19 protein-coding genes are annotated in these 23,716 nt (G+C 62.4%); 17 read left to right on the top strand and 2 right to left on the bottom strand.

The annotated features are described in order from the left end of the window. Positions 1-9: 9 nt before the first annotated feature. The 16 genes from DYZ14_RS07265 (at position 10) to DYZ14_RS07340 (ending at position 17,919) form a co-directional block, all read left to right on the top strand. Entirely contained in the window at positions 10-744 is a 735-nt protein-coding gene (locus DYZ14_RS07265) for a 5' DNA nuclease (RefSeq protein ID WP_154720069.1), read from the top strand. A gap of 187 nt (positions 745-931) precedes the next feature. Further along, on the top strand, positions 932-3,013 hold the full coding sequence (nuoG, locus tag DYZ14_RS07270; protein WP_154720070.1) for an NADH-quinone oxidoreductase subunit NuoG: 2,082 nt from the start codon (positions 932-934) through the stop codon (positions 3,011-3,013). 12 nt (positions 3,014-3,025) lie between these two features. Next, positions 3,026-4,069 carry an NADH-quinone oxidoreductase subunit NuoH gene (gene nuoH / locus DYZ14_RS07275; RefSeq protein ID WP_154720071.1) on the top strand — a complete coding sequence of 348 codons (1,044 nt, stop codon included), beginning with the start codon at positions 3,026-3,028 and terminating at the stop codon, positions 4,067-4,069. Positions 4,070-4,109: 40 nt separating this feature from the next. Beyond that, positions 4,110-4,601, top strand: coding sequence for an NADH-quinone oxidoreductase subunit NuoI (gene nuoI / locus DYZ14_RS07280; protein WP_154720072.1), 492 nt, complete (start codon positions 4,110-4,112; stop codon positions 4,599-4,601). A gap of 151 nt (positions 4,602-4,752) precedes the next feature. Further along, positions 4,753-5,367, top strand: coding sequence for an NADH-quinone oxidoreductase subunit J (locus tag DYZ14_RS07285; protein ID WP_115670806.1), 615 nt, complete (start codon positions 4,753-4,755; stop codon positions 5,365-5,367). A gap of 29 nt (positions 5,368-5,396) precedes the next feature. Further along, positions 5,397-5,705 (top strand): NADH-quinone oxidoreductase subunit NuoK, encoded by a 309-nt coding sequence (gene nuoK, locus DYZ14_RS07290; protein WP_115670807.1) that lies wholly within the window; start codon positions 5,397-5,399, stop codon positions 5,703-5,705. A gap of 7 nt (positions 5,706-5,712) precedes the next feature. Further along, the gene (gene nuoL / locus DYZ14_RS07295) at positions 5,713-7,713 is read left to right on the top strand and encodes an NADH-quinone oxidoreductase subunit L (RefSeq protein ID WP_115670808.1); all 2,001 of its coding nucleotides are present in this window, start codon (positions 5,713-5,715) and stop codon (positions 7,711-7,713) included. Continuing rightward, positions 7,713-9,224: an NADH-quinone oxidoreductase subunit M gene (locus DYZ14_RS07300; RefSeq protein ID WP_154720073.1), complete on the top strand. Its 1,512-nt coding sequence runs from the start codon at positions 7,713-7,715 to the stop codon at positions 9,222-9,224. Before nuoL ends, DYZ14_RS07300 begins: the two co-directional genes overlap by 1 nt. Before the next feature lie 18 nt (positions 9,225-9,242). After that, positions 9,243-10,688 (top strand): NADH-quinone oxidoreductase subunit NuoN, encoded by a 1,446-nt coding sequence (nuoN, locus tag DYZ14_RS07305; protein ID WP_154720074.1) that lies wholly within the window; start codon positions 9,243-9,245, stop codon positions 10,686-10,688. Further along, positions 10,685-11,452: a biotin--[acetyl-CoA-carboxylase] ligase gene (locus DYZ14_RS07310; RefSeq protein ID WP_154720075.1), complete on the top strand. Its 768-nt coding sequence runs from the start codon at positions 10,685-10,687 to the stop codon at positions 11,450-11,452. Before nuoN ends, DYZ14_RS07310 begins: the two co-directional genes overlap by 4 nt. Before the next feature lie 17 nt (positions 11,453-11,469). Further along, positions 11,470-13,137 (top strand): ribonuclease J, encoded by a 1,668-nt coding sequence (locus tag DYZ14_RS07315; protein WP_115670812.1) that lies wholly within the window; start codon positions 11,470-11,472, stop codon positions 13,135-13,137. 60 nt (positions 13,138-13,197) lie between these two features. After that, on the top strand, positions 13,198-13,602 hold the full coding sequence (gene mce, locus DYZ14_RS07320) for a methylmalonyl-CoA epimerase (protein WP_154720076.1): 405 nt from the start codon (positions 13,198-13,200) through the stop codon (positions 13,600-13,602). A gap of 98 nt (positions 13,603-13,700) precedes the next feature. After that, positions 13,701-13,970, top strand: coding sequence for a DUF1467 family protein (locus DYZ14_RS07325; RefSeq protein WP_154720077.1), 270 nt, complete (start codon positions 13,701-13,703; stop codon positions 13,968-13,970). A gap of 597 nt (positions 13,971-14,567) precedes the next feature. Next, entirely contained in the window at positions 14,568-15,890 is a 1,323-nt protein-coding gene (gene proS, locus DYZ14_RS07330; protein ID WP_154720078.1) for a proline--tRNA ligase, read from the top strand. A gap of 19 nt (positions 15,891-15,909) precedes the next feature. Next, positions 15,910-17,217: a lipoprotein-releasing ABC transporter permease subunit gene (locus DYZ14_RS07335; protein ID WP_154720079.1), complete on the top strand. Its 1,308-nt coding sequence runs from the start codon at positions 15,910-15,912 to the stop codon at positions 17,215-17,217. Positions 17,218-17,229: 12 nt separating this feature from the next. Then, entirely contained in the window at positions 17,230-17,919 is a 690-nt protein-coding gene (locus tag DYZ14_RS07340; protein ID WP_154720080.1) for an ABC transporter ATP-binding protein, read from the top strand. A 22-nt stretch (positions 17,920-17,941) separates the two neighbouring features. Here the strand turns inward: DYZ14_RS07340 and DYZ14_RS07345 are convergent, their stop codons facing one another. Beyond that, positions 17,942-18,526 carry a hypothetical protein gene (locus DYZ14_RS07345; RefSeq protein ID WP_232365455.1) on the bottom strand — a complete coding sequence of 195 codons (585 nt, stop codon included), beginning with the start codon at positions 18,524-18,526 and terminating at the stop codon, positions 17,942-17,944. 367 nt (positions 18,527-18,893) lie between these two features. Here DYZ14_RS07345 and dnaE point away from each other — a divergent pair, with 367 nt between their 5' ends. After that, complete coding sequence (gene dnaE / locus DYZ14_RS07350; protein ID WP_154720179.1) at positions 18,894-22,385, top strand: DNA polymerase III subunit alpha; 3,492 nt, start codon at positions 18,894-18,896, stop codon at positions 22,383-22,385. Between the two features lie 11 nt (positions 22,386-22,396). Here dnaE and DYZ14_RS07355 read toward each other — a convergent pair whose 3' ends face one another. Next, a complete protein-coding gene (locus DYZ14_RS07355; protein WP_154720081.1) occupies positions 22,397-23,644 on the bottom strand; it encodes a L,D-transpeptidase family protein in 1,248 nt (415 codons plus the stop codon). Positions 23,645-23,716 lie beyond the last annotated feature (72 nt).

Consider the following 23,716-nt stretch of genomic DNA (forward strand, 5'->3'; position numbering starts at 1 on the left):
CGAGCGGCGATGGCCAAGGCACCGGACAAGACGGGGGAAGGGCGGTCGGCACAGCCGGCTGATTCCGATCGTTTTGCCGATGCGCTGAAGGACATGCCGGCCGCGCCCTTGCACCCGCTGATGGCGCATCCGACGGCGGCGTTTGCCGCGGCCACGGCGATCGGTTTTGGTCTTGCGACGCACATGACGAGCGTCTTCCTCGGCTCGCTGCACGGTGCGCTCGAGGCGAGCGGCAAGCTGGCCCGAAGGCTCGAGGAAGAGCAGGCGAACGCCGAGGCCAAGGGCGAGGATGCAGGCTTGGCGGCCGAATCCGTCGTTGTCGCTGACGTGAAGCCTTCAAAGGCGTCACGGTCCAGACCGGCGAAGGCAAGGACGGCAAAGCCGATGGCGTTGAAGCCGGCCACGCCGAAGCCGGCCACGGCGAACGCGGCAGCGGCAAAGCCGGTGACGGCACGGCGGAGTAGCGCTGCGATCACGACCGAGGCGCCGAAGAAGGCAGCGGCGGTCACCGTGGCAAAGACCGCAAAGGCAAACGGCAGGGCCGACGACCTGAAGAAGATCGAAGGGATCGGCCCGAAGCTGGAACAGGTGCTGAATGCTCGCGGCATCCGGCGCTTTGCGGATCTGGCGGCGCTCGCCGCCGCGGAACTCGAGGCGCTCGACGCGGCAATCGGGCTTGACGGCCGGGCCATTCGGGACGATTGGGCGGGGCAGGCGCGCAAGCTGGCGCGCGGCAGGAAATAACGCCGGTCAAAGCGCTCCGCAGGGAGCGGTTGCTGTCGGCGAAGAACAACGGATGTCCAGCCTCGCGGCGCGGGGTGCGGATCGGGAAATAGACGGCGGGGACGGGTCAATCCAGGTTGAACGGCTCCGCCTGCCGCAGCGAAAGCTGCGGTGCAATGCGCACTATGCGTGAGGCAGGAAGGCGAATATGGCTAAGCTGAAAGTCGACGGTAAAGAGATCGAAGTCCCGGATCATTTCACGCTGTTGCAGGCGTGCGAGGAAGCCGGCGCCGAAGTCCCGCGCTTTTGTTTCCATGAACGGCTGTCGGTCGCCGGCAATTGCCGTATGTGCCTCGTCGAGGTGAAGGGCGGCCCGCCGAAGCCGGCGGCGTCTTGCGCCATGGGCGTCCGCGACATCCGTGGCGGCCCGAACGGCGAACTGCCGGAAGTCTTCACCAACACGCCTATGGTCAAGAAGGCCCGCGAAGGCGTGATGGAATTCCTGCTGATCAACCATCCGCTGGATTGCCCGATCTGCGACCAGGGCGGCGAATGCGACCTGCAGGATCAGGCCATCGCCTTTGGCATGGATAGCTCGCGCTATACCGAGAACAAGCGCGCCGTCGAGGACAAGTATATCGGCCCGCTGGTCAAGACCGTGATGAACCGCTGCATCCACTGCACGCGCTGCGTCCGCTTCACCACCGAAGTCGCCGGCATTGCCGAACTTGGCCTGATCGGCCGTGGCGAAGACGCCGAGATCACCACCTATCTTGAGCAGGCGATGACCTCCGAGTTGCAGGGCAATGTCGTCGACCTTTGCCCGGTCGGCGCGCTCACCTCCAAGCCGTTTGCCTTCACCGCCCGCCCCTGGGAACTCAACAAGACCGAATCGATCGACGTCATGGACGCGCTCGGCAGCGCGATCCGCGTCGATACCCGTGGCCGCGAAGTGATGCGCATCATGCCGCGCGTCAACGATGAGGTGAACGAGGAGTGGATCTCCGACAAGAGCCGCTTCATCTGGGACGGCCTGAAGACCCAGCGCCTCGACCGGCCTTATGTGCGCCGCGACGGTCGCCTGCAGGTAGCGACCTGGGCAGAGGCCTTCGCCGCGATCAAGTCGGCCGTTGCCGCCACCACGGGTGCCAAGATCGGTGCGATCGCCGGCGATCTGGCCTCGGTCGAGGAAATGTACGCGCTGAAGGCGCTCGTCAATTCACTCGGCTCGACCAATACCGACTGTCGCCAGGATGGGGCGGCACTTGATCCGTCGCTCGGTCGCGCAAGCTACCTGTTCAATTCCACCATCGAAGGCATCGAATCGGCCGACGCCATCCTGATCATCGGCGCCAATCCGCGCTATGAGGCGGCCGTGCTCAACGCCCGCATCCGCAAGGCCTGGCGTCGCAGCGGCCTGCCGATCGGCGTGATCGGTGAGGGCGGCGAGATGCGCTATCCCTATGAGCATCTCGGTGCCGGTACGGATACGCTGGGCGAACTGGTGTCAGGCAAGAACGGCTTCGTCGAGAAGCTGAAGGCCGCCAAGGCTCCTCTCATCATCGTCGGCCAGGGCGCGATTGCCGGCGCCGGTGGCGCTGCCGTTCTGGCCAATGCCGCCGCTCTCGCCAATGCGGTCGGTGCCGTTAGCGAAGACTGGAACGGCTTTGCCGTTCTGCACACCGCCGCTTCGCGCGTCGGTGGCCTCGATCTCGGCTTCGTGCCGGGCGAAGGCGGCGCCAATGCCGGCGACATGCTGTCCTCGATGGACGTGCTGTTCCTGCTGGGCGCCGACGAACTCGACTTCACCAGGAAGGCTGCGAAGTTCACCGTCTATATCGGTAGCCATGGTGACAACGGCGCGCACCATGCCGACGTCATCCTGCCGGGCGCGACCTATACCGAGAAGTCGGGCACCTGGGTCAACACCGAAGGCCGCGTCCAGATGGGCAACCGCGCCGGCTTTGCGCCGGGCGACGCCCGCGAAGACTGGGCGATCATTCGCGCCCTTTCCGATGTGCTCGGCAAGAAGCTGCCGTTTGATTCGCTGGGCGCTCTTCGCGCCAGGCTCTACGCGGACTACCCGCATTTCGCCGCGCTCGACGAGATCGCACCGGGTGCCGGTGCCGAAATTGCCGCACTTGCGAAAAAAGCCGGGAGCATGAGCAAATCCGCGTTTGCGTCGCCGGTGAAAGACTTCTATTTGACGAACCCGATCGCACGCGCTTCGGCCGTCATGGCCGAGTGCTCGGCGTTGGCCCGCAACAATTTCCAGGCTGCGGCAGAGTAAGGGCAGGGGATCATGGATAGTTTCGTTTCCACTTATGTCTGGCCGGCGGCCATCATGATCGGCCAGTCGCTCCTGCTGCTGGTCGCCCTCCTGGTCTTCATTGCCTACATCCTTCTGGCCGACCGCAAGATCTGGGCAGCCGTGCAGATGCGCCGCGGCCCTAACGTCGTCGGTCCCTGGGGTCTGTTCCAGTCGTTTGCCGACCTTTTGAAGTTCGTCTTCAAGGAGCCGGTCATTCCGGCCGGCGCCAACAAGGGCGTCTTCCTGCTGGCTCCGCTCGTCTCGGTGACGTTGGCGCTTGCAACCTGGGCCGTCGTGCCGGTCGCCGACAACTGGGTGGTTGCCAACATCAATGTCGGCATTCTCTACATCTTCGCCATATCCTCGCTTGAGGTTTACGGCATCATCATGGGCGGCTGGGCTTCGAACTCGAAGTACCCGTTCCTCGGCGCGCTGCGCTCGGCGGCGCAGATGGTGTCCTACGAAGTCTCGATCGGCCTGGTCATCGTCACGGTCCTGCTGTGCGTCGGCTCGCTGAACCTCACCGACATCGTCTACGCCCAACGCGACGGTCTCGGCACCATGGCGGGCCTGCCGAACTCGTTCCTCGACTGGCACTGGCTGGCACTCTTCCCCATGTTCGTGATCTTCTTCATCTCGGCACTGGCAGAGACCAACCGCCCGCCCTTCGATCTTCCGGAAGCGGAATCGGAACTGGTCGCGGGCTTCATGGTCGAATACGGCTCCACCCCCTACATGATGTTCATGCTCGGCGAATATGCCGCCATCGTGCTGATGTGCGCCATGACCACCATCCTGTTCCTCGGTGGCTGGCTGCCCCCGGTCGACGTTTGGTTCCTGAACTGGGTTCCGGGCATCATCTGGTTCGTCCTGAAGGCATCCATGGTGTTCTTCATGTTCGCCATGGTGAAGGCCTTCGTCCCGCGTTACCGCTATGACCAGCTGATGCGCCTCGGCTGGAAGGTCTTCCTTCCGCTCTCGCTCGCCATGGTCATTATCGTTGCATTCGTGCTGAAGATCATGGGGTGGGCATAATCATGGCCATCCGTTCATTCGGCAGATTTGGAGGTTGAAGATGGCAAGTCTTTCCCAGGCTGTCAGTTCCTTGTTCCTGAAAGAGTTCGTCGGCGCCTTCTTCCTGTCGATGCGCTATTTCTTCGCGCCCAAGTCGACGATCAACTACCCCTTCGAGAAGGGACCGGTCTCTCCGCGCTTCCGTGGCGAGCATGCGCTGCGCCGCTATCCGAACGGCGAGGAGCGCTGCATTGCCTGCAAGCTGTGCGAAGCGATCTGTCCGGCCCAGGCAATCACCATCGAGGCCGGCCCGCGCCGCAATGACGGCACGCGCCGCACGGTGCGTTACGACATCGACATGGTGAAGTGCATCTATTGCGGTTTCTGCCAGGAAGCGTGCCCGGTCGATGCGATCGTCGAAGGTCCGAACTTCGAGTTCGCCACCGAGACCCGCGAGGAACTCTACTTCGACAAGGCCCGGCTGCTCGATAATGGCGACCGCTGGGAACGCGAAATCGCGCGCAACATCGCGCTGGATTCGCCATACCGCTGATCCGCGGCATGACGGCGCCATGGCGAGGGACGAGTGTCCTCCGCTGCGGCAGAATTTGAAACGGGGCGCTTGATCGGTGGGGATGCCGGTTGAGCGTCATCGGGCGGCAGGGCAGGAGCCCACGCCCGGGGGAAGATGAAAAGGCACCAACATGGGTCTTCAGGCTCTCTTTTTCTATCTCTTCGCCTTTGTCGCTGTGGCGTCGGCGTTCATGGTCATTTCCGCGCGGAACCCGGTCCATTCGGTCCTGTTCCTGATCCTCACCTTCGTGAACGCTTCGGCCCTGTTCATCCTGATCGGTGCGGAGTTCCTGGGAATGATCCTGCTGGTCGTCTATGTCGGCGCGGTGGCGGTCCTCTTCCTCTTCGTGGTGATGATGCTCGACATCGATTTCGCCGAGCTGCGCTCCGGTGTGTTGAAATATGCCCCGGTCGGCGCGCTGGTCGGTGTGATCGTCGCGGCGGAGCTTCTGATCGTCATCGGCGGCAGCGCGCTTTCGCCGCAAGCCGCAGAAGCGATCACCATGCCCATCCCGGCGCTTGACGCACGCACCAACACCGCCGCCCTCGGCGACGTGCTCTATACGAATTATGTCTATTTCTTCCAGATCGCCGGCCTGGTGCTTCTGGTGGCGATGATCGGCGCGATCGTGCTGACGCTGCGCCATCGTGAAAACATCAAGCGGCAGGACGTCTCCCGCCAGGTTGCCCGCACGCCCGAGACCGCCGTCAAGGTGGTCAAGGTCAAGCCGGGCCAGGGCATCTGAGGCAGCTGAGAGGTCAAGGAGCAAGAATTATGGAAATCGGTCTTTCCCACTACCTGACAGTCAGCGCGCTGCTTTTCACGCTCGGCGTCTTCGGTATCTTCCTCAACCGCAAGAACGTCATCGTCATCCTGATGTCGATCGAGCTCATCCTGCTTTCGGTCAACATCAACATGGTGGCCTTCTCGGTCTTCCTCAACGACTTGGTCGGCCAGGTCTTCGCCCTGTTCATCCTCACGGTGGCGGCGGCGGAAGCGGCGATCGGCCTCGCCATCCTCGTGGTCTTCTATCGTAATCGCGGCTCGATCGCCGTCGAAGACGTCAATGTGATGAAGGGCTGATACGGCTATGCTCATCTATAAGGCTATCGTCTTTCTTCCGCTGATCGGCGCGCTCATCGCCGGCCTGTTCGGTCGCCAGATCGGCGCCAAGGCTTCGGAATACATCACCACCGGCCTGATGGTGATCGTCGCCATCCTGTCGTGGATCGTCTTCATCAATGTCGGCCTCGGTCACGGCGAGGGCCACGAGGTCATCAAGGTTTCCGTCCTGCGCTGGATCCAGTCCGGCGGCATCGACGTCGAATGGTCGCTCAGGATCGACACGCTGACCGCGGTCATGCTGGTGGTCGTCAATACCGTGTCGACCCTCGTGCACCTCTATTCGATCGGCTACATGCACCACGATCCGCATCGGCCGCGCTTCTTCTCCTACCTTTCGCTGTTCACCTTCGCCATGCTGATGCTGGTGACCTCCGACAACCTGCTGCAGATGTTCTTCGGCTGGGAAGGCGTGGGCCTGGCGTCCTATCTGCTGATCGGTTTCTGGTTCAAGAAGCCGTCGGCCGCCGCGGCCGCCATGAAGGCCTTCATCGTCAACCGCGTCGGTGACTTCGGCTTCATCCTCGGCATTTCCGGCATCTTCGTGCTGTTCGGCTCGATCAACTTCGAGACGATTTTTGCCGCCACCCAGACCTATCTGCCGGCCGAAGGTGCTGAAAGCACGGAAGTCGTGATCAACCTGTTCGGCATGGCGCTCGACAAGGGCCACGCGATCACCGCCGTCTGCCTGCTGCTGTTCATGGGCGCCATGGGCAAGTCGGCGCAGTTCCTGCTGCACACCTGGCTGCCGGACGCCATGGAAGGCCCGACCCCCGTTTCGGCCCTCATCCATGCCGCGACCATGGTCACCGCCGGCGTGTTCCTCGTCGCGCGCATGTCGCCGCTGTTCGAACTGTCGCCGGATGCGCTGACCTTCGTCACCCTGATCGGTGCGATCACCGCTTTCTTCGCCGCGACCGTCGGCCTCGTGCAGAACGACATCAAGCGCGTCATCGCCTATTCGACGTGCTCGCAGCTCGGCTACATGTTCGTCGCGCTCGGCCTTGGTGCCTACGGCGCTGCCGTGTTCCACCTGTTCACCCACGCCTTCTTCAAGGCGCTGCTGTTCCTTGGCGCCGGCTCGGTCATCCATGCCGTCGACGGCGAGCAGGACATGCGCTACATGGGCGGTCTTCGCAAGCACATCCCCTATACCTTCTGGGCGATGACCATCGGCACGCTGGCGCTGACCGGCGTCGGCATCCCCGGAACGATGATCGGCTTTGCCGGCTTCTTCTCCAAGGACGTGATCATCGAGAGCGCCTATGCCTCGCATTCGAGCGTCGCCGGCTTCGCCTTCACGCTGCTCGTCATCGCCGCGCTTTTCACCAGCTTCTATTCCTGGCGCCTGGCTTTCATGACCTTCTTCGGCAAGCCGCGCGCTTCGGCCGATGTCATGCACCATGTGCATGAATCGCCGATGGTCATGCTCTTTCCGCTCGTCGTCCTGGTGCTCGGCGCCGTGTTTGCCGGCGTTGTCTTCGAAGGCTACTTCTTCGGCCACGAATACAACGAATTCTGGAAGGGTGCCCTCTTTACCGGTCCGGAAAACGAAATCCTCGAAGAGTTCCACCACGTACCGCTGTGGGTCAAGTGGAGCCCGTTCGTCGCCATGCTCACCGGCTTCGTCACCGCCTGGTACATGTATATCAAGTCGCCCTCGACGCCGAAGGTCCTCGCCGAGCAGCACCGCGTTCTCTACCAGTTCCTGCTCAACAAGTGGTATTTCGACGAACTCTACGACTTCCTGTTCGTCCGTTCCGCCAAGGCCCTTGGACGCTTCTTCTGGAAGAAGGGTGACATCGGCGTCATCGACGCCTATGGCCCGAACGGTGTCGCCGCCGGCGTCGCTGACCTTACCCAGCGCGTTGTCCGCCTGCAGTCGGGTTACCTCTACCACTATGCCTTCGCGATGCTGATCGGCATTGCGGCCCTTGTTACCTGGATGATGCTCGGGAGTTCCTTCTGATGACCGATTGGCCTATTCTCTCGACGGTCACCTTTCTGCCGCTGGTTGGCGTGGCGCTGCTTCTCCTCACGCGCCAGGACACCAGCCTTGGCCGCCGCAACATCCTCAATGTCTCGCTTCTGACGACGGTCTTCACCTTCGTCGTCTCGCTCTTCATCTGGATCGGCTTCGACAACTCGAACCCCGGCTTCCAGATGGTCGAGAAGACCGAATGGCTCGGCACTGGCATCGCCTATCATCTGGGCGTCGACGGCATTTCCATGCTGTTCGTCATCCTGACGACGCTGCTCATGCCGTTCTGCATTCTCGCCAGCTGGGTTTCGGTCGAGAAGCGCATCAAGGAATACATGATCGCGTTCCTGATCCTCGAGACTCTGATGATCGGCGTGTTCGTCTCGCTCGACATCGTGCTGTTCTACGTGTTCTTCGAGGCTGGCCTGATCCCGATGTTCATCATCATCGGCGTCTGGGGCGGCAAGGATCGCGTCTACGCTTCCTACAAGTTCTTCCTCTACACGCTGCTTGGCTCCGTGCTGATGATGCTGGCCATCATGGCCATGTACTGGAATGCCGGCACGACCGACATCACCCAATTGCTGAACCACAAGTTCCCGGCCGAGATGCAGACCTGGCTATGGCTCGCCTTCTTCGCCTCGTTTGCGGTCAAGATGCCGATGTGGCCGGTCCACACCTGGCTGCCGGATGCGCACGTTCAGGCGCCGACCGCCGGATCGATGATCCTCGCCGGCATCCTCTTGAAGCTCGGCGGCTACGGCCTGCTGCGTTTCTCGGTGCCGATGTTCCCGCTGGCGTCGGACTATTTCGCCCCGCTGGTCTTCACGCTGTCGGTTATCGCCATCATCTACACCTCGCTGGTGGCGCTGATGCAGGACGACATGAAGAAGGTGATCGCCTATTCGTCGGTCGCGCACATGGGCTACGTGACCATGGGCACCTTCGCCGCCAATACCCAGGGCGTGCAGGGCGCGATCTTCCAGATGATCAGCCACGGCTTCGTCTCGGCCGCGCTCTTCTTCTGCGTCGGCGTCATCTATGATCGCATGCACACCCGCGAGATCGCCGCCTATGGTGGCCTCGCCAACAACATGCCGAAATATGCGGTCGCCTTCATGGTCTTCACCATGGCCAATGTCGGTCTTCCTGGCACATCCGGTTTCGTCGGCGAGTTCCTGACCCTGATCGGCGTCTTCCGCGCCAATACCTGGGTTGCCCTGTTTGCCGCCACCGGCGTCATCCTCTCGGCGGCCTATGCCTTGTGGCTCTATCGCCGTGTCGTCTTCGGTGCGCTGGAGAAGGAAAGCCTCAAGGGTCTGCTCGATCTTTCGCTGCGCGAGAAGGCCATCCTCTATCCGTTGATCGCGCTGACCATCTTCTTCGGCGTCTATCCGGCTCCGATCTTCGACGCCACGGCCGCATCGGTCGACCTTCTCGTGAACAATTACGAAGCCGCACTGCAGGCAGCGCAATCCGTTGCGCTCATCGCGAACTGACGACAGGATCCTTTGGACATGACCCCTGAAACACTCCTCGCTAGTCTGCACCTGATCATGCCGGAACTGATCCTTGCGGTCGGTGCCTTGGTGCTGCTGATGGTCGGCGTCTTTTCCGGTCAGAAGTCGGCAACGACCGTCATGGGGCTCGCCGTTGCACTGCTGATCGCTTCGGGCCTGTGGATGATGCTGGTTCCTGCCCAGGGCGAGGCCTTCGGCGGCGCCTACAAGGCGGACGGCTTTGCCCGCTTCATGAAGGCGCTCGCCCTGATCGGTTCGATCACCGCGATGATCATGGCCGTCGGTCACGCCCGTCGCGATCATCTGGACAAGTTCGAATTCCCGGTCCTGCTGGTTCTGGCCACCCTCGGCATCATGCTGATGATCTCGGCCAATGACCTCATCGCGCTCTACCTGTCGCTGGAGTTGCAGTCGCTGGCGCTCTATGTCGTCGCCGCCATCAACCGCGACAGCCTGCGCTCCACCGAAGCCGGCCTGAAGTATTTCGTTCTCGGTTCGCTGTCGTCGGGCATGCTGCTCTACGGCATGTCGCTGGTCTATGGTTTCACCGGCAATATCGGCTTTGACGAGATTGCCGCGGTGATGGCCGCCGGCGAACCGGGCCTCGGCCTGATTTTTGGCCTCGTCTTCATCCTCGCCGGCCTTGCCTTCAAGATCTCGGCCGTGCCGTTCCACATGTGGACGCCGGACGTCTACGAGGGCGCCCCGACCCCGGTCACGGCCTTCCTCGCCGCTGCCCCGAAAATCGGTGCCATGGCGATCGTCGTGCGCATCGTCATCGACGCCTTCCTGCCGGTCTTTGCCGAATGGCAGCAGATCATCGTGTTCATCGCGATCGCCTCGATGCTGCTCGGCTCGTTTGCCGCGATCGGCCAGCGCAACATCAAGCGACTGATGGCCTATTCCTCGATTGGCCACATGGGCTACGCACTGGTGGGACTGGCTGCCGGCACGGAGACGGGCGTCAGCGGCGTCATCACCTATATGCTGATTTACCTGATCATGACGCTCGGCACCTTTGCCTGCATCATGGCGATGAAGCAGAAGGAAGGCGGCAATGTCGAAAACATCGACGATCTCGCCGGCCTGTCGACCACCAAGCCGTTCATGGCCGTCGTGCTGACCGCGCTGATGTTCTCGCTGGCCGGCATTCCGCCGCTGGCGGGCTTCTTCGGGAAGTACTTCGTCTTCGTCGCCGCCATCGAAGCCAAGCTCTATGCGCTGGCCATCATCGGCGTTCTGGCCTCCGTCGTCGGAGCCTTCTACTATCTGCGCATCGTCAAGGTCATGTGGTTCGACGAAGCCAGGGGCGAGTTCTCGCGCATCGCCGGCGAACTCCGCCTCGTCTTCGGTCTTTCGGGTCTGTTCGTCGTCGGCTATGTGCTGGTCGGTGGACCGCTCGGCACGGCCGCCGAAGCGGCCGCCAAGACGCTCTTTAATTGAGCAGGAACGGCGGACAGCACCGGTTGTCGCTGGACGACTTCCGGCATGAGGCCCTGGGCGCCGTTGCCTCGACCAACACGGAATGCCTCGCCCGCGCTCGCGCGGGCGATTTCGGTTTCCTCTGGATCACGGCCGACAGCCAGACGGGAGGGCGCGGACGTCGCGGCCGAACCTGGCTGTCGGAACCCGGCAATCTCTATGCGTCGTTGCTGCTGATCGACCCGGCGCCGCTGGAGCGAATGGCGTCACTGCCGCTCGCCGTGGCGCTGGCCGTTCATGGCGCAATCCGCCAGGTGCTCCCCCCCGATGCGCCGCCGCTCGAAGTCAAGTGGCCCAACGACATCCTGATCGGCCGAAGCAAGACCTGCGGCATCCTGCTGGAGGGCGAGCGACTTGCCGACGGGCGTTACGCACTGGTGATCGGCATCGGCATCAACATACGCGCCAAGCCGGACGACACGGCCTATCCCGTCACCTCGCTCAACGATCACGGGGTCTTTGTCTCGCCTCCGGAATTGTTTGCCCACCTGTTTGCCAGTATGGCCGACATGCTGGCGATCTGGGACGAGGGCAGGGGGATCGCCGGCATCGTCGAACGATGGCGGGCGGTCGCTTGCGGCATCGGCGAAAAAATCACGGTGAACCTGCCGGACCGGTCGATTTCCGGTTACTTTTGCGGAATCGATGATAAAGGCATGCTGATACTCGACCGCGGCGACGAAGGCCGCATGGCGATCGCCGCTGGCGACGTCTTTTTCGGGTGAACTGGATCAAGGAAAGAATGGCTAAGAACGAAGAACTGGTGTTCGTGCCGCTGGGCGGCGTCGGCGAAATCGGCATGAACCTCGCACTCTACGGTTATGGCGCACCGTCGAACCGCGAATGGATCATGGTCGATTGCGGCGTGACCTTCCCGGGTCCGGACCTGCCGGGCGTCGATCTCGTCCTTGCCGATGTCAGCTTCATCGCCGCCCGCAAGAACAAGCTCAAGGCGATCATCATCACCCATGCGCATGAGGACCACTATGGCGGCCTCAACGACATCTGGCCGGGCCTTAACGTCCCCGTCTACGGCTCGGGCTTCACCGCCGGCATGCTGGAAGCCAAGCGGGACTACGAAGGCAGCCGGGCAAAGATTCCGGTGACGCCGTTCAAGGCCGGCGACGTGATCAATGTCGGCCCGTTCTCGATCGAGGCCGTCGGCGTCAACCACTCGATCCCCGAGCCGATGTCGCTGGTCATCCGCACGCCGCTCGGCAATGTCATCCACACTGGCGACTGGAAGATCGACCATCACCCGTCGCTCGGCCCGTTGACCGATGAAGCGCGCTTCCGCGCACTCGGCGACGAGGGCGTGCTGGCCGTCATGTGCGATAGCACCAATTCCATGCGCGACGGCGTATCGCCCTCGGAGGAACAGGTCTCAGAAGGGCTTCGCCAGATCATCGAGGCGGCCGAGGGCCGCGTCGCGATCACCACCTTCTCGTCGAATGTCGGGCGTATCCGTTCGATCGCGCAAGCTGCCGAAGCCGCCGGCCGCGAAGTGCTGCTGCTCGGCTCGTCGCTGAAGCGCGTCTGCGCGGTCGCCGACGATCTCGGCATCATGGAAGGCTTGAAGCCCTTCATCGCCGAAGACGAGTTCGGCTTCATCCCGCGCGACAAGGTCGTCATCATCCTCACCGGCAGCCAGGGCGAACCCCGCGCGGCGCTCGCCAAGATCGCCCGCGACGAGATGCGCAATGTGGCGCTGACCGCCGGCGACACCGTGGTCTTCTCGTCGCGCACCATTCCGGGCAATGAGAAGGCGATCATCGAGATCAAGAACGGTCTGATGGAGCAGGGCATCCATATCGTCACCGACAGCGAAGCGCTGGTCCATGTTTCGGGCCACCCGCGGCGCAACGAACTGCTGCAGATGTACGAATGGACCCGGCCGCAGATCCTCGTGCCGGTACATGGTGAAGCCGCCCACCTGATTTCCCAGGCCGAACTGGCCGAGCAGGCCGGCATCAAGAGCGTACCGCGCGTGCGCAATGGTGATATGCTCCGGCTGGCTCCGGGCGAAGCCGAGGTCATCGACCAGGTTCCGCACGGCCGCATCTACAAGGATGGCAAGCTCATCGGCAATCTCGACGAGATGGGCATCGGCAACCGGCGCAAGCTGTCCTATGTCGGTCACGTCGCCGTCAACGTCGTGCTGGATGCTCGCCTTGAATTCCTCGGCGATCCGGAACTCGTCACCTTCGGGCTGCCGCAATACGACCAGGAGGGTGAGTCCATGGAGGACACCCTTTATGACGCCGTGCTCGGCGCGGTTGAGAGCATTCCGCGTGCGCGGCGCAAGGACCTGGAAATGGTGCGCGAGAGCATTCGGCGGGCGGTGCGCGGCACGGCCAACGACGCCTGGGGCAAGAAGCCGATCGTCACCGTGTTCGTGACCAAAGTCTGACTGATCTTCGCGGCGAAGCTGCTATAGCTTCGCCGTGTTTCGTCTCTTAGGGAGCCTGTCATGCTTGGACGCGTCAACCACGTCGCCATCGCCGTTCCGGATCTCGTTGCCGCCACCGCATCCTATCGCGATACGCTGGGCGCCCATGTTTCGCAGGCGCAGGCTCTGCCGGAACACGGCGTAACCGTGGTCTTCGTCGAACTGCCCAACACCAAGATCGAACTGCTCGAGCCACTCGGCGCCGACTCGCCGATCGCCGCCTTCCTCGCCAAGAACCCGGGCGGCGGCATGCATCACATCTGCTACGAGGTCGAGGATATCCTGGCCGCGCGCGATCAACTGGCAAGCGGCGGTGCACGCGTGCTTGGCGGTGGCGAGCCGAAGATCGGCGCCCACGGCAAGCCGGTGCTGTTTCTGCATCCGAAGGACTTCTACGGTACGCTGATCGAACTCGAGCAGGTCTAAGCCGGCGCCACCGGCCATTTGCGCGAAACCCGCAGTGACCCTATAAGACGGTCGAACCCGGCACCCTGTGGGCGCCGGCCAGCCGAAGGATCCAGACCTTGTCCATTCTGTCGTTTTTCGCGATCTACTTCGTCATCTGGTGGATTACGCTGTTTGCCGTCCTGCCGATCGGCATGAAGACGCAGGCCGAGGCCGATGATGTCGTTCCGGGAAGCGTCGAGAGCGCGCCGGCACGTTTTCGCGGCGGCAAGGTCGTGGCGATCACCACTGTCGTCTCGGCCATCATCTACGGCGGCTGGTATCTCGCGACCGCCTATTTCGGCTTGGGCCTCGACAGCCTGCCGAATTTCCTTCCCAAGTTCGATTGAAGGCCGCGTCGGTCCGGAGCGTAATCTGGGTCGCACAAGCCTGCGACGCCTGATTCAAACCCTCAGAATCGGCGCTTAAGTCAATGTCATCGCAACAGAAAACGCGTCAGCGACCGCTGTGCGATGTCTCAAGATCTCTGAAGGGCAAAAAAAAACAAGGTCCGAAGACCTTGTTCAAGTATCGCGTGATCCTTCACCAATTAAGGGGCTGCGAACGAGCGCGCCTAAGATCTGATCCTCCCAAGACTTGACCGCGAATTTGGCAAGAATTTGAACTTCCTGCCTGTTTTGTGGGCTAACGCTAGCCCAACTTGTGCGCTTTGTCACCCCATTTTTTGCAAAATTGCTACAGTCCCGAGAAAAAATCGTTCACGTCGGAAATGTCGCAGGTGAGGTCTTGAAACTCCGCATTTCGTGACGGTCCCATCCCTGCCAGCATGCTGTCCGACATGACACGCAACAGGCCTGTGGGGTGACCATGCGGCCACGTTCATCCGGGTTTTCTTGTGCGAGGGAAACCGCTATGAACGCTTCGAGAAACACCGTCGTCATGGCTGATTCCGCTTCTCGTGGAATCCTAAACTGTTGGAACCTGTTATGCGTCTTTCGCGCTATTTCCTGCCGATCCTCAAGGAAAACCCCAAGGAAGCGGAGATCGTCTCCCACCGCCTGATGCTGCGCGCCGGCATGATCCGCCAGCAGAGCCAGGGGATCTATTCCTGGCTGCCGCTTGGCAAGCGCGTGCTCGACAAGGTCAACGGCATCATTCGCGAAGAGCAGAACCGTGCCGGCGCCATCGAACTTCTGATGCCGACCTTGCAGTCGGCCGAACTCTGGCAGGAAAGCGGTCGCTACGAGGACTACGGCAAGGAGATGCTGCGCATCAAGGACCGCCAGGATCGTCCTATGCTTTACGGTCCGACCAACGAGGAAATGGTCACCGATATCTTTCGGTCCTATGTCAAGTCGTACAAGAGCCTGCCGCTGAACCTCTACCACATCCAGCTGAAGTTCCGCGACGAGATCCGGCCGCGCTTCGGCACGATGCGTTCGCGTGAGTTCCTGATGAAGGATGCCTATTCCTTCGACCTGACCCAGGACGACGCGATCCACTCCTACAACAAGATGTTCGCCGCCTATCTGCGGACGTTCTCCCGCCTCGGCCTGCGTGCCATCCCGATGCGCGCCGACACCGGCCCGATCGGCGGCAATCACAGCCATGAATTCATTATTCTCGCCGAGACGGGTGAGTCGGAAGTCTTCAGCCACAAGAGCTTCGTTAATTTCGACATTCCGGCGGAAGATACGGATTTCGACGATGTCGCCGGTCTGCAGGCGATCTTCGACAAGTGGACCTCGGTCTATGCGGCTACCTCGGAAATGCACGACGAGGCAGCCTTCAATGCTATCCCCGAAGCCGATCGCCTCTCGGCTCGCGGCATCGAGGTCGGCCATATCTTCTATTTCGGCACCAAATATTCCGAGCCGATGGGCGCCAAGGTGCAAGGGCCGGACGGCAAGGAGCACCTTGTCCACATGGGATCCTACGGCATTGGCCCGACCCGCCTTGTTCCCGCCATCATCGAAGCCTCGCATGACGAGAACGGCATCATCTGGCCGGATTCGGTCGCGCCGTTCGATTGCGTCGTGATCAACATGAAGGTCGGTGACGAGGCCTGCGATGCCGCCTGCGAGCGGCTCTACGCGGCGCTTTCCAAGGCCGGCAAGGACGTGCTTTACGACGATACCGACGATCGCGCCGGCACCAAGTTCGCGACCGCCGACCTGATCGGCGTTCCGGTGCAGCTGATTGCCGGGCCCCGCTCGGTCGCCAATGGCGAGATCGAGATTAAGGACCGCAAGACCGGCGCCCGCGAGACGATGACGATCGAAGCGGCCATCAACAAGCTGGTCGGGTAAGACCGAGCGAGGAGACGAAATGACGAGTGCAGCCTCCGCCAACGAGACGGCCGCTCCGGATGGGGATAAGGCCGCGCGGCCTTTCTCCGGTTTCGAGCGCATGGTGGCCTGGCGCTATCTGCGCGCACGGCGCAAAGAGGCCTTCATCTCGGTGATCGCCGGCTTCTCCTTCGTCGGCATCATGCTGGGCGTGGCGACGCTGATCATCGTCATGGCGGTGATGAACGGGTTTCGCACCGAACTGATTTCCCGCATCCTTGGAATCAACGGTCACATGATCGTCCAGCCGGTCGACGGTCCGCTGGAGAACTACGCGGAGCTGGCGACGAAGTTTTCCGCCGTTCCGGGTGTTACCATGGCGCTGCCGCTGGTCGAGGGCCAGACGCTCGCCTCCGGCCGCGCCGGGGCGGGAACCGGCGCTCTGGTGCGTGGCATCCGCTCCGAGGACATGACCAAGCTCACCACGGTTTCCTCCAATATCCGCGCCGGTGACCTGGTCGGCTTTGCCGCGGGGCAGGGCGTGCTGGTCGGCTCGCGCATGGCGGCGGACCTCGGCATCACGGCCGGCGACACGATCACGCTCGTTTCACCGGAGGGCGACGTCACGCCGCTCGGGGTCAATCCTCGGGTCAAGGCCTATCCGGTCTCGGGCGTGTTCGAGATCGGCATGTCGGAATACGACGCCTCGATCATCTACATGCCGCTGGAGGAGTCGCAACTCTATTTCAACGCCGAAGGCCTGGTCCAGTCGATCGAACTTTTCGTCTCCGATCCCGACGCGGTCGACGAATTGCGACCGAAGATCGAGGAGGCCGCCGGCCGGCAGATCTTCATCACCGACTGGCGCCAGCGCAACCAGACCTTCTTCTCCGCCCTGCAGGTGGAGCGCAACGTGATGTTCATGATCCTCACCCTGATCGTGCTGGTCGCGGCCCTCAACATCATCTCGGGCCTGATCATGCTGGTGAAGGACAAGTCGAGCGACATCGCCATCCTGCGCACCATGGGAGCGAGCGCCAATGCCATCATGCGGATCTTCTTCATGACCGGGGCGGCGATCGGCGCGACCGGCACCTTTGCCGGCGTCGTGCTCGGCGTGGTCGTCTGTCTCAACATCGAATCGATCCGCGGTTTCTTCTCCTGGGTCTCGGGCACCGTTCTGTTCGACCCTGAGCTCTATTTCCTCAGCAAGCTTCCCGCCGACATGAATGTCGGTGAGACGGTGTCCGTCGTCGTCATGGCACTCAGCCTGTCCTTCCTGGCGACGATCTTCCCGGCCTGGCGCGCCTCGCGCCTCGATCCGGTCCAGGCCCTGCGCTACGAATAAGGATACCGCTTCATGCCTTCCGATACCGTTCTTTCGCTCTCGGGCATCGACCGCCATTACGGGCAGGGCGAAACCACACTCAGTATCCTCAAGGGCGCCGACTTCAGCCTGAGGAGCGGGGAGACCGTCGCCCTGGTCGCTCCCTCGGGTACGGGCAAGTCCACGCTCCTGCACGTGGCCGGATTGCTCGAGCATCCCGATGCGGGCGAAGTGACTCTCGGCGGCGTGGCCTGCCACGATCTCTCGGATGAGCGTCGCACCGCGATGCGGCGCCACTCGGTCGGTTTTGTCTACCAGTTCCATCACCTGCTGCCGGAGTTCTCCGCATTGGAGAACATCATGATGCCGCAGCTGATCGCCGGTCTTTCGCGCGAGGAGGCCCGCGAACGCGCCTCGCAATTGCTCGACTACATGCGGATCGGCCATCGCGGCGAACACCGCCCCGCGGAATTGTCGGGCGGCGAGCAACAGCGCGTTGCCATCGCCCGCGCCGTTGCCAATGCGCCGCTCGTCCTGCTCGCCGACGAGCCGACTGGAAACCTCGATCCGGAGACGGCTTCCTATGTGTTTTCCGCGCTGGAAGCCTTGGTGCGCCAGTCCGGCCTCGCTGCCCTGATCGCCACCCACAATCACGAACTGGCGCGCCGGATGGATCGCTGCGTGACGCTGATCGACGGAAAGGTCGTCGATTTCGTCGCATAGTCGGCGGGGGGAGCGGGACCGTCTAGAGGAGCCCGCAAGCCTTGCTGCCGATCTCGTCCGTCCAATCCTCGACCGACACGGTCCTGGGGGCCACGCTTTGCGCGGTTTCGTCCCGCTTGAGCTTGCCGGTCACGACATTGTAGTCGCAGGAGCCGCTGTCATCGAGATCAAGCGTGTCATGGTAGGTGTAGGTGTAGCCGGCGACGATGAACCGGTTCTCGCGATAGGCAAGTGTCAGGGTCCTTTCCCAGCGGTTGCGGCCGATTGCCGAGTTTTGCGACATCACCGCGATGGAGCCGTTTGCGAGTGCTGTGATCGCCGGATCCTGGCCATAGAAGCCGTCCAGTCTGGAATTGCCCCAGACTTTGTCCGGTGCGGATGTCACCAGCTTCAGCAGGCCGCGATCGCTCTCCGTGACATAGAGATAAATTCCGATAACCTCGTCATCGCTGCCGGGGGCAACGAGCAGCGCCAGATCCGCCGCTCCGTCCTTGTTCCAGTCGCCGGACGCTCCGGAGATAATCCGCTCGGCCGGAAACGACTGGGCAAGAACACCCATGGCCGGCAGCAGCCCCACCGAAAGCCACAAAAAGAACTGCCTGATCACTGCCCATCCCCCAAAAGCCTATATGCGCAGTCTGTCGGATCTCCGGCGCGAAGTCACGCGAGAGGCCGACCTAATTTGGTATTGACACCAGAACATAAAGCGAACATAAAAGATACATAACGAGTAAGGAGAGAGCCATGACCGAAATTCTTCGTGACGTTGCCGCATTCGCCTCGATTTCCATGTTCGTCGCCAGCCTCTCGGTGATCATGCTGGCGCTTTGATTTTCCCCCGCTGGTACCCTTTGGTCCTCGCATATCTGTAGAGATCCCGATCTCGGTCCAAACTGTTCTGGACTTCGCCTCCCGCACGGCGGAAAATCACGCCTGATTCAAATGCGTGACGAGGATTGAGTTCGATGGCTGAGATGGTTGCGGGCGGGAATGGAACAGAGCCGCTTGGCGCAGGGCCCGGCTTTGTCCATCTGCGTGTGCATTCGGCATATTCGCTGCTCGAAGGGGCGCTGCCGCTCAAGAAGATCCTCGGCAAGGCGGTTGCCGACGATCAGCCGGCAATCGCCATTTCCGACACCAACAACCTGTTCGTCGCGCTCGAATTCTCGCAAAAGGCGCTCGGCGACGGTCTCCAGCCGATCATCGGTTGCCAGTTGTCGATCGACATGGAGGATGGCGGCAGCGAAAAACGCGCCGGCCAGTCCGGTGTGAGCGCCTATCCGGCGATCGTGCTTCTGGCGGCTGATGCCGCCGGCTATGAGCGCTTGGTGGATCTGGTCAGCCGCGCCTATCTCGGCGGGGATTCGGCCCAGGCGGTCCACATTGCCATGTCCTGGCTGGAGGAGCTGGGAACCGACGGATTGGTGGCGCTGACCGGGGCGTCGAAGGGGCCGGTCGATTTGGCCCTTAAGGAGGGCCACCGAGCCCAGGCCGAGGCGCGGTTGGGCGAGCTGAAACGTCTGTTCGGCGACCGTCTCTATGTCGAGGTGCAGCGTCATGGCGACTATGATCGCGGCCATGAGCGACGCATGGTGCAATTGGCCTATGAGCACGACCTGCCGCTGGTGGCCACCAACGAAGCCTTCTTCCCGTCGCGCGACGACTACGAGGCCCACGATGCCCTGATGGCGGTCGCTCACAATGCGATCGTCTCGGACGACAGCCGTTTCCGCCTGACGCCGGATCACTATCTGAAGAGCCGCAAGGAAATGCAGGCGCTGTTTGCCGATCTGCCCGAGGCGCTGGCCAATACGGTCGAGATTGCCCGCCGCTGTGCCTTCGTGCTCGATACCCGCAAGCCGATCCTGCCGCGCTTTACCGGCGGCACCGACGATCCGCAGGAGGCCGAACGCGCCGAGGCGCTGGAATTGCGCCGTCAGGCGGAGGAGGGGCTGGACGGACGACTGGCGGCCCTTGGCATGGCGCCGGGCTATGAGGAGAAGGACTACCGCGAACGGCTGGAGTTCGAACTCGGCGTCATCGAGCGCATGAAGTTCCCGGGCTACTTCCTGATCGTTGCCGACTTCATCAAATGGGCGAAGCAGCACGACATTCCCGTCGGTCCGGGCCGCGGTTCCGGCGCGGGCTCGCTGGTCGCCTATGCGCTGACCATCACCGACGTCGACCCTTTGCGGTTCTCGCTGCTGTTCGAGCGCTTCCTCAATCCTGAACGCGTGTCGATGCCCGACTTCGACATCGACTTCTGCCAGGATCGCCGCGAAGAGGTGATCCGCTACGTGCAGCAGAAGTATGGCCGCGAGCAGGTGGCGCAGATCATCACCTTCGGTTCGCTCCAGGCCCGCGCGGCCTTGCGCGACGTCGGCCGCGTGCTGGAAATGTCCTATGGCCAGGTCGACAAGATCTGCAAGCTGGTGCCGAACAATCCCGCCAACCCGACCCCGCTGTCGAAGGCCATCGAGGAGGAGCCCAAGCTGCGCGAGGCGGCCGAGGAAGAGCCCGTGGTGGCGCGGCTGCTCGACATCGCCCAGAAGATCGAGGGTCTTTACCGCCACGCCTCGACCCACGCCGCCGGCATCGTCATCGGCGACCGACCGCTGTCGAAGCTCGTGCCGATGTATCGCGACCCGCGCTCCGACATGCCGGTCACCCAGTTCAACATGAAGTGGGTCGAGCAGGCCGGCCTCGTCAAGTTCGACTTCCTCGGCCTGAAGACCCTGACCGTCTTGAAGACGGCAGTCGATTTCGTCGTCGAGCAACGCGGCATCAAGGTCGATCTGGCGGCGATCCCGCTCGACGACAAGCTGACTTATGAAATGCTGTCGCGCGGCGAAACGGTGGGCGTGTTCCAGGTGGAAAGTGCCGGCATGCGCAAGGCGCTGATCGGCATGCGGCCCGACTGCATCGAGGACATCATCGCGCTCGTCGCGCTCTATCGACCGGGTCCGATGGAGAACATCCCGGTCTACAATGCGCGAAAGCACGGCGAGGAGGAGATTGCCTCCATCCACCCGCAGATCGACTACCTGCTGAAGGAGACGCAAGGGGTTATCGTCTACCAGGAACAGGTCATGCAGATCGCCCAGGTTCTGTCGGGCTATTCGCTCGGCGAGGCCGACCTTCTGCGTCGTGCCATGGGTAAGAAGATCAAGGCGGAGATGGATCAGCAGAGCGCCCGCTTCGTCGATGGCGCGATGAAGAACGGCGTGTCCAAGCCGCAGGCGGAAAACATCTTCGAACTGCTGGCCAAGTTCGCCAACTACGGCTTCAACAAGTCGCACGCCGCAGCCTACGCCATCGTCTCCTACCAGACCGCCTACATGAAGGCGCATTATCCGACCGAGTTCCTCGCCGCCTCGATGACGCTCGACATGGCGAACACCGAAAAGCTCAATGACTTCCGCCAGGATGCCGGCCGTCTCGGCATCGAGATCGTACCCCCTTCGGTGCAGACCTCGTTCCGTCAGTTCCAGGCGGGCCCGAACCGGATCTTCTATGCGCTCGCCGCATTGAAGGGCGTCGGCGATTCGGCGGTCGAGCACATCGTTGCCGTACGCGGCGACAAGCCTTTCGAATCGATCGAGGATTTCTGCCTGCGGATCGATCCGAAGCAGGTCAATCGCCGGGTCTTCGAAAGCCTGATCTGCGCCGGAGCCTTCGATTGCTTCGGCCGCGACCGCGCCGAGCTGGTGGGCGGCCTCGACCGTATCCTCGGCTATGCGCAGCGTGCCCAGGAAAATGCAGTAAGCGGCCAGTCGGACATGTTCGGCTCCGGTGCCGCGAGCGGACCGGAGCGCATCTCCTTCCCCGGTTATACCGCCTGGCTGCCGTCGGAAAAGCTGATGCGCGAATTCCAGGTGCTCGGCTTCTACCTGACGGCGCACCCGCTCGATTCCTATCGGTCGCTGCTCGACAAGCTGCGTGTCCAGAATTTCGCCGATTTTTCCCAGTCCGTTCGCCAGGGCGCGACCGCCGGCAGGCTGGCCGGCACCGTGATCGCAAGACAGGAACGCAAGACCCGCACCGGCAACAAGATGGGCATCGTCACCTTCTCCGATGCGTCGGGACAATATGAAGCGGTGCTGTTTTCGGAAGGGTTGAACCAATACCGCGACCTGCTCGAATCGGGCAAGTCGCTGGTCATCACGGTGGCCGCCGAGGAACGGCCGGAAGGCATCGGGCTGCGCATCCAGACGGCCCAGTCGCTGGAAGAGAAATCGGTCCAGATGCAGAAGGCGCTACGGGTCTATGTGCGCGATTCCGGCCCGCTGAAGACGGTCGCCGCCCATCTCAACACCCGCGGCGACGGACTTGTGTCCTTCATCGTCATCAAGGATGACGGCCAGCGGGAGATTGAGGTGGAGCTCACCGAGAAATACCGGATCTCACCCGAGATCGCCGCAGCCATGCGCTCCGCACCGGGCGTGATCGACGTCGAACTGGTCTGAGCCGCCGGCGCTCAGGCCTTGGGCGCGCGGTGGGTGATGGTGATGAAGTCCGTGCCGGGACCGGTTTCAGGTCCGATGCCGGTATCGGAGATGGTCAGCGAGGTCCCTTCGCTCATCAGTGTCTCGATCCGGTGGCGGATGTCGTCGGGGATGGTGATCCGGTCCAGCGCGGCCGCGGCATTGTCGATAGTGGAGTCGCCGGACGGCTTAGTGATGCCGAGCCGCTTGGCCGTCGCCTTCGAGATGTGATTGTCGAGCGTCACCGCGCGCCAGGCGGCCTTGCCGCCATAGCGGTCGACGTCGACGGCCTCGATGAGATGCGTGCCGAGTGCGACATGCGGATCGGCGATCGTGACCGGCGCCTCGAACATCGGCTTGAACTTCTGCCGCACCATGATCTGTCCGAGCGGCGGCTGGCCCTTGCCGGCGCTCTGGTAAAGCGCGTCGAGGAATTCGGCCGTGACCAGTTCGCCGCGGGTGTCGAGACCTTTCCAGCGCTTGAAGCCGTTGACGGCCGAGATGGTCAGCTTGCCGATATGTCCGTCGGGAACGCCGGCGTCGAAGCCGAGTTCGCCCAGCAGCGCCTGCGCGTCGAGCAGTGTTTCGCGCTGGCCGCGCCGGGTGATGAGAATGCGAAGCGGCGGCCCGTCCTTGAGCACGACCTTGGCCGTCGCCCCGGCCTTCGGCAGCACATCGGCCATCGCCACCTCGACCGGCTTCAGCGAGGCGTCGATCGTCGTGGGCCGCAATTCTGCGTCGGAGAGCAACTGGCCTTCCTGTGCGGGAATGCGCGGTGAGAACAGTGCCGCATGCTCGAGCCAGACGGGCGTGACCGGCTGGTCGGTGATGATGACATGCGCGCCGCGCTCGGTCATCGCAAACAGGTCCTTGGCGAAGGCACGCGGCAAGCGGATGCAGCCGTGCGAGGCTGGATAGCTGGGCACGCTGCTTGATTCGTGCAGGGCCACGCCCGACCACGTGATGCGCTGCATCCACGGCATGGGGGCGTTCGAATAGAGATTGGATTCGTGATACTTGCGCTTTTCCAGGATCGAGAAAATGCCGGACGGCGTGGTATGGCCGGGCTTGCCGGTCGATACCCTCGAGGTTGCGACCACCCGATCGCCGTCATACACGGTCAGCGATTGCTCGGCCTTCGACACGAAGATCTGCAGCGCCTCGCCACCGCCCGCGAGAGCCGGTTGGGCGAGAATGGTCGCGGACAGGAGGCCGAGTGAAGCAGCCAGTGACTTGAGCATGATACGAGACCTCCTACGCAATACGAATTTCCACAGACTATAATTCCAAAATTAAGGAAAGTTTGAAGAGAA

Source organism: Ciceribacter sp. T2.26MG-112.2, assembly GCF_900492205.1.
GTDB lineage: Bacteria > Pseudomonadota > Alphaproteobacteria > Rhizobiales > Rhizobiaceae > Allorhizobium > Allorhizobium naphthalenivorans_A.

What these genes read in the sequence shown, in the direction of transcription:
- proS (WP_154720078.1), top strand. Translation starts at nt 14,568, where the DNA reads ATGCGTCTTTCGCGCTATTTCCTGCCGATCCTCAAGGAAAACCCCAAG.
- nuoH (WP_154720071.1), top strand. Translation starts at nt 3,026, where the DNA reads ATGGATAGTTTCGTTTCCACTTATGTCTGGCCGGCGGCCATCATGATC.
- DYZ14_RS07265 (WP_154720069.1), top strand. Translation starts at nt 10, where the DNA reads ATGGCCAAGGCACCGGACAAGACGGGGGAAGGGCGGTCGGCACAGCCG.
- DYZ14_RS07285 (WP_115670806.1), top strand. Translation starts at nt 4,753, where the DNA reads ATGGGTCTTCAGGCTCTCTTTTTCTATCTCTTCGCCTTTGTCGCTGTG.
- nuoL (WP_115670808.1), top strand. Translation starts at nt 5,713, where the DNA reads ATGCTCATCTATAAGGCTATCGTCTTTCTTCCGCTGATCGGCGCGCTC.
- dnaE (WP_154720179.1), top strand. Translation starts at nt 18,894, where the DNA reads ATGGTTGCGGGCGGGAATGGAACAGAGCCGCTTGGCGCAGGGCCCGGC.
- nuoK (WP_115670807.1), top strand. Translation starts at nt 5,397, where the DNA reads ATGGAAATCGGTCTTTCCCACTACCTGACAGTCAGCGCGCTGCTTTTC.
- DYZ14_RS07355 (WP_154720081.1), bottom strand. Translation starts at nt 23,644, where the DNA reads ATGCTCAAGTCACTGGCTGCTTCACTCGGCCTCCTGTCCGCGACCATT.
- nuoN (WP_154720074.1), top strand. Translation starts at nt 9,243, where the DNA reads ATGACCCCTGAAACACTCCTCGCTAGTCTGCACCTGATCATGCCGGAA.
- DYZ14_RS07335 (WP_154720079.1), top strand. Translation starts at nt 15,910, where the DNA reads ATGACGAGTGCAGCCTCCGCCAACGAGACGGCCGCTCCGGATGGGGAT.
- DYZ14_RS07340 (WP_154720080.1), top strand. Translation starts at nt 17,230, where the DNA reads ATGCCTTCCGATACCGTTCTTTCGCTCTCGGGCATCGACCGCCATTAC.
- nuoI (WP_154720072.1), top strand. Translation starts at nt 4,110, where the DNA reads ATGGCAAGTCTTTCCCAGGCTGTCAGTTCCTTGTTCCTGAAAGAGTTC.
- DYZ14_RS07300 (WP_154720073.1), top strand. Translation starts at nt 7,713, where the DNA reads ATGACCGATTGGCCTATTCTCTCGACGGTCACCTTTCTGCCGCTGGTT.
- mce (WP_154720076.1), top strand. Translation starts at nt 13,198, where the DNA reads ATGCTTGGACGCGTCAACCACGTCGCCATCGCCGTTCCGGATCTCGTT.
- DYZ14_RS07315 (WP_115670812.1), top strand. Translation starts at nt 11,470, where the DNA reads ATGGCTAAGAACGAAGAACTGGTGTTCGTGCCGCTGGGCGGCGTCGGC.
- nuoG (WP_154720070.1), top strand. Translation starts at nt 932, where the DNA reads ATGGCTAAGCTGAAAGTCGACGGTAAAGAGATCGAAGTCCCGGATCAT.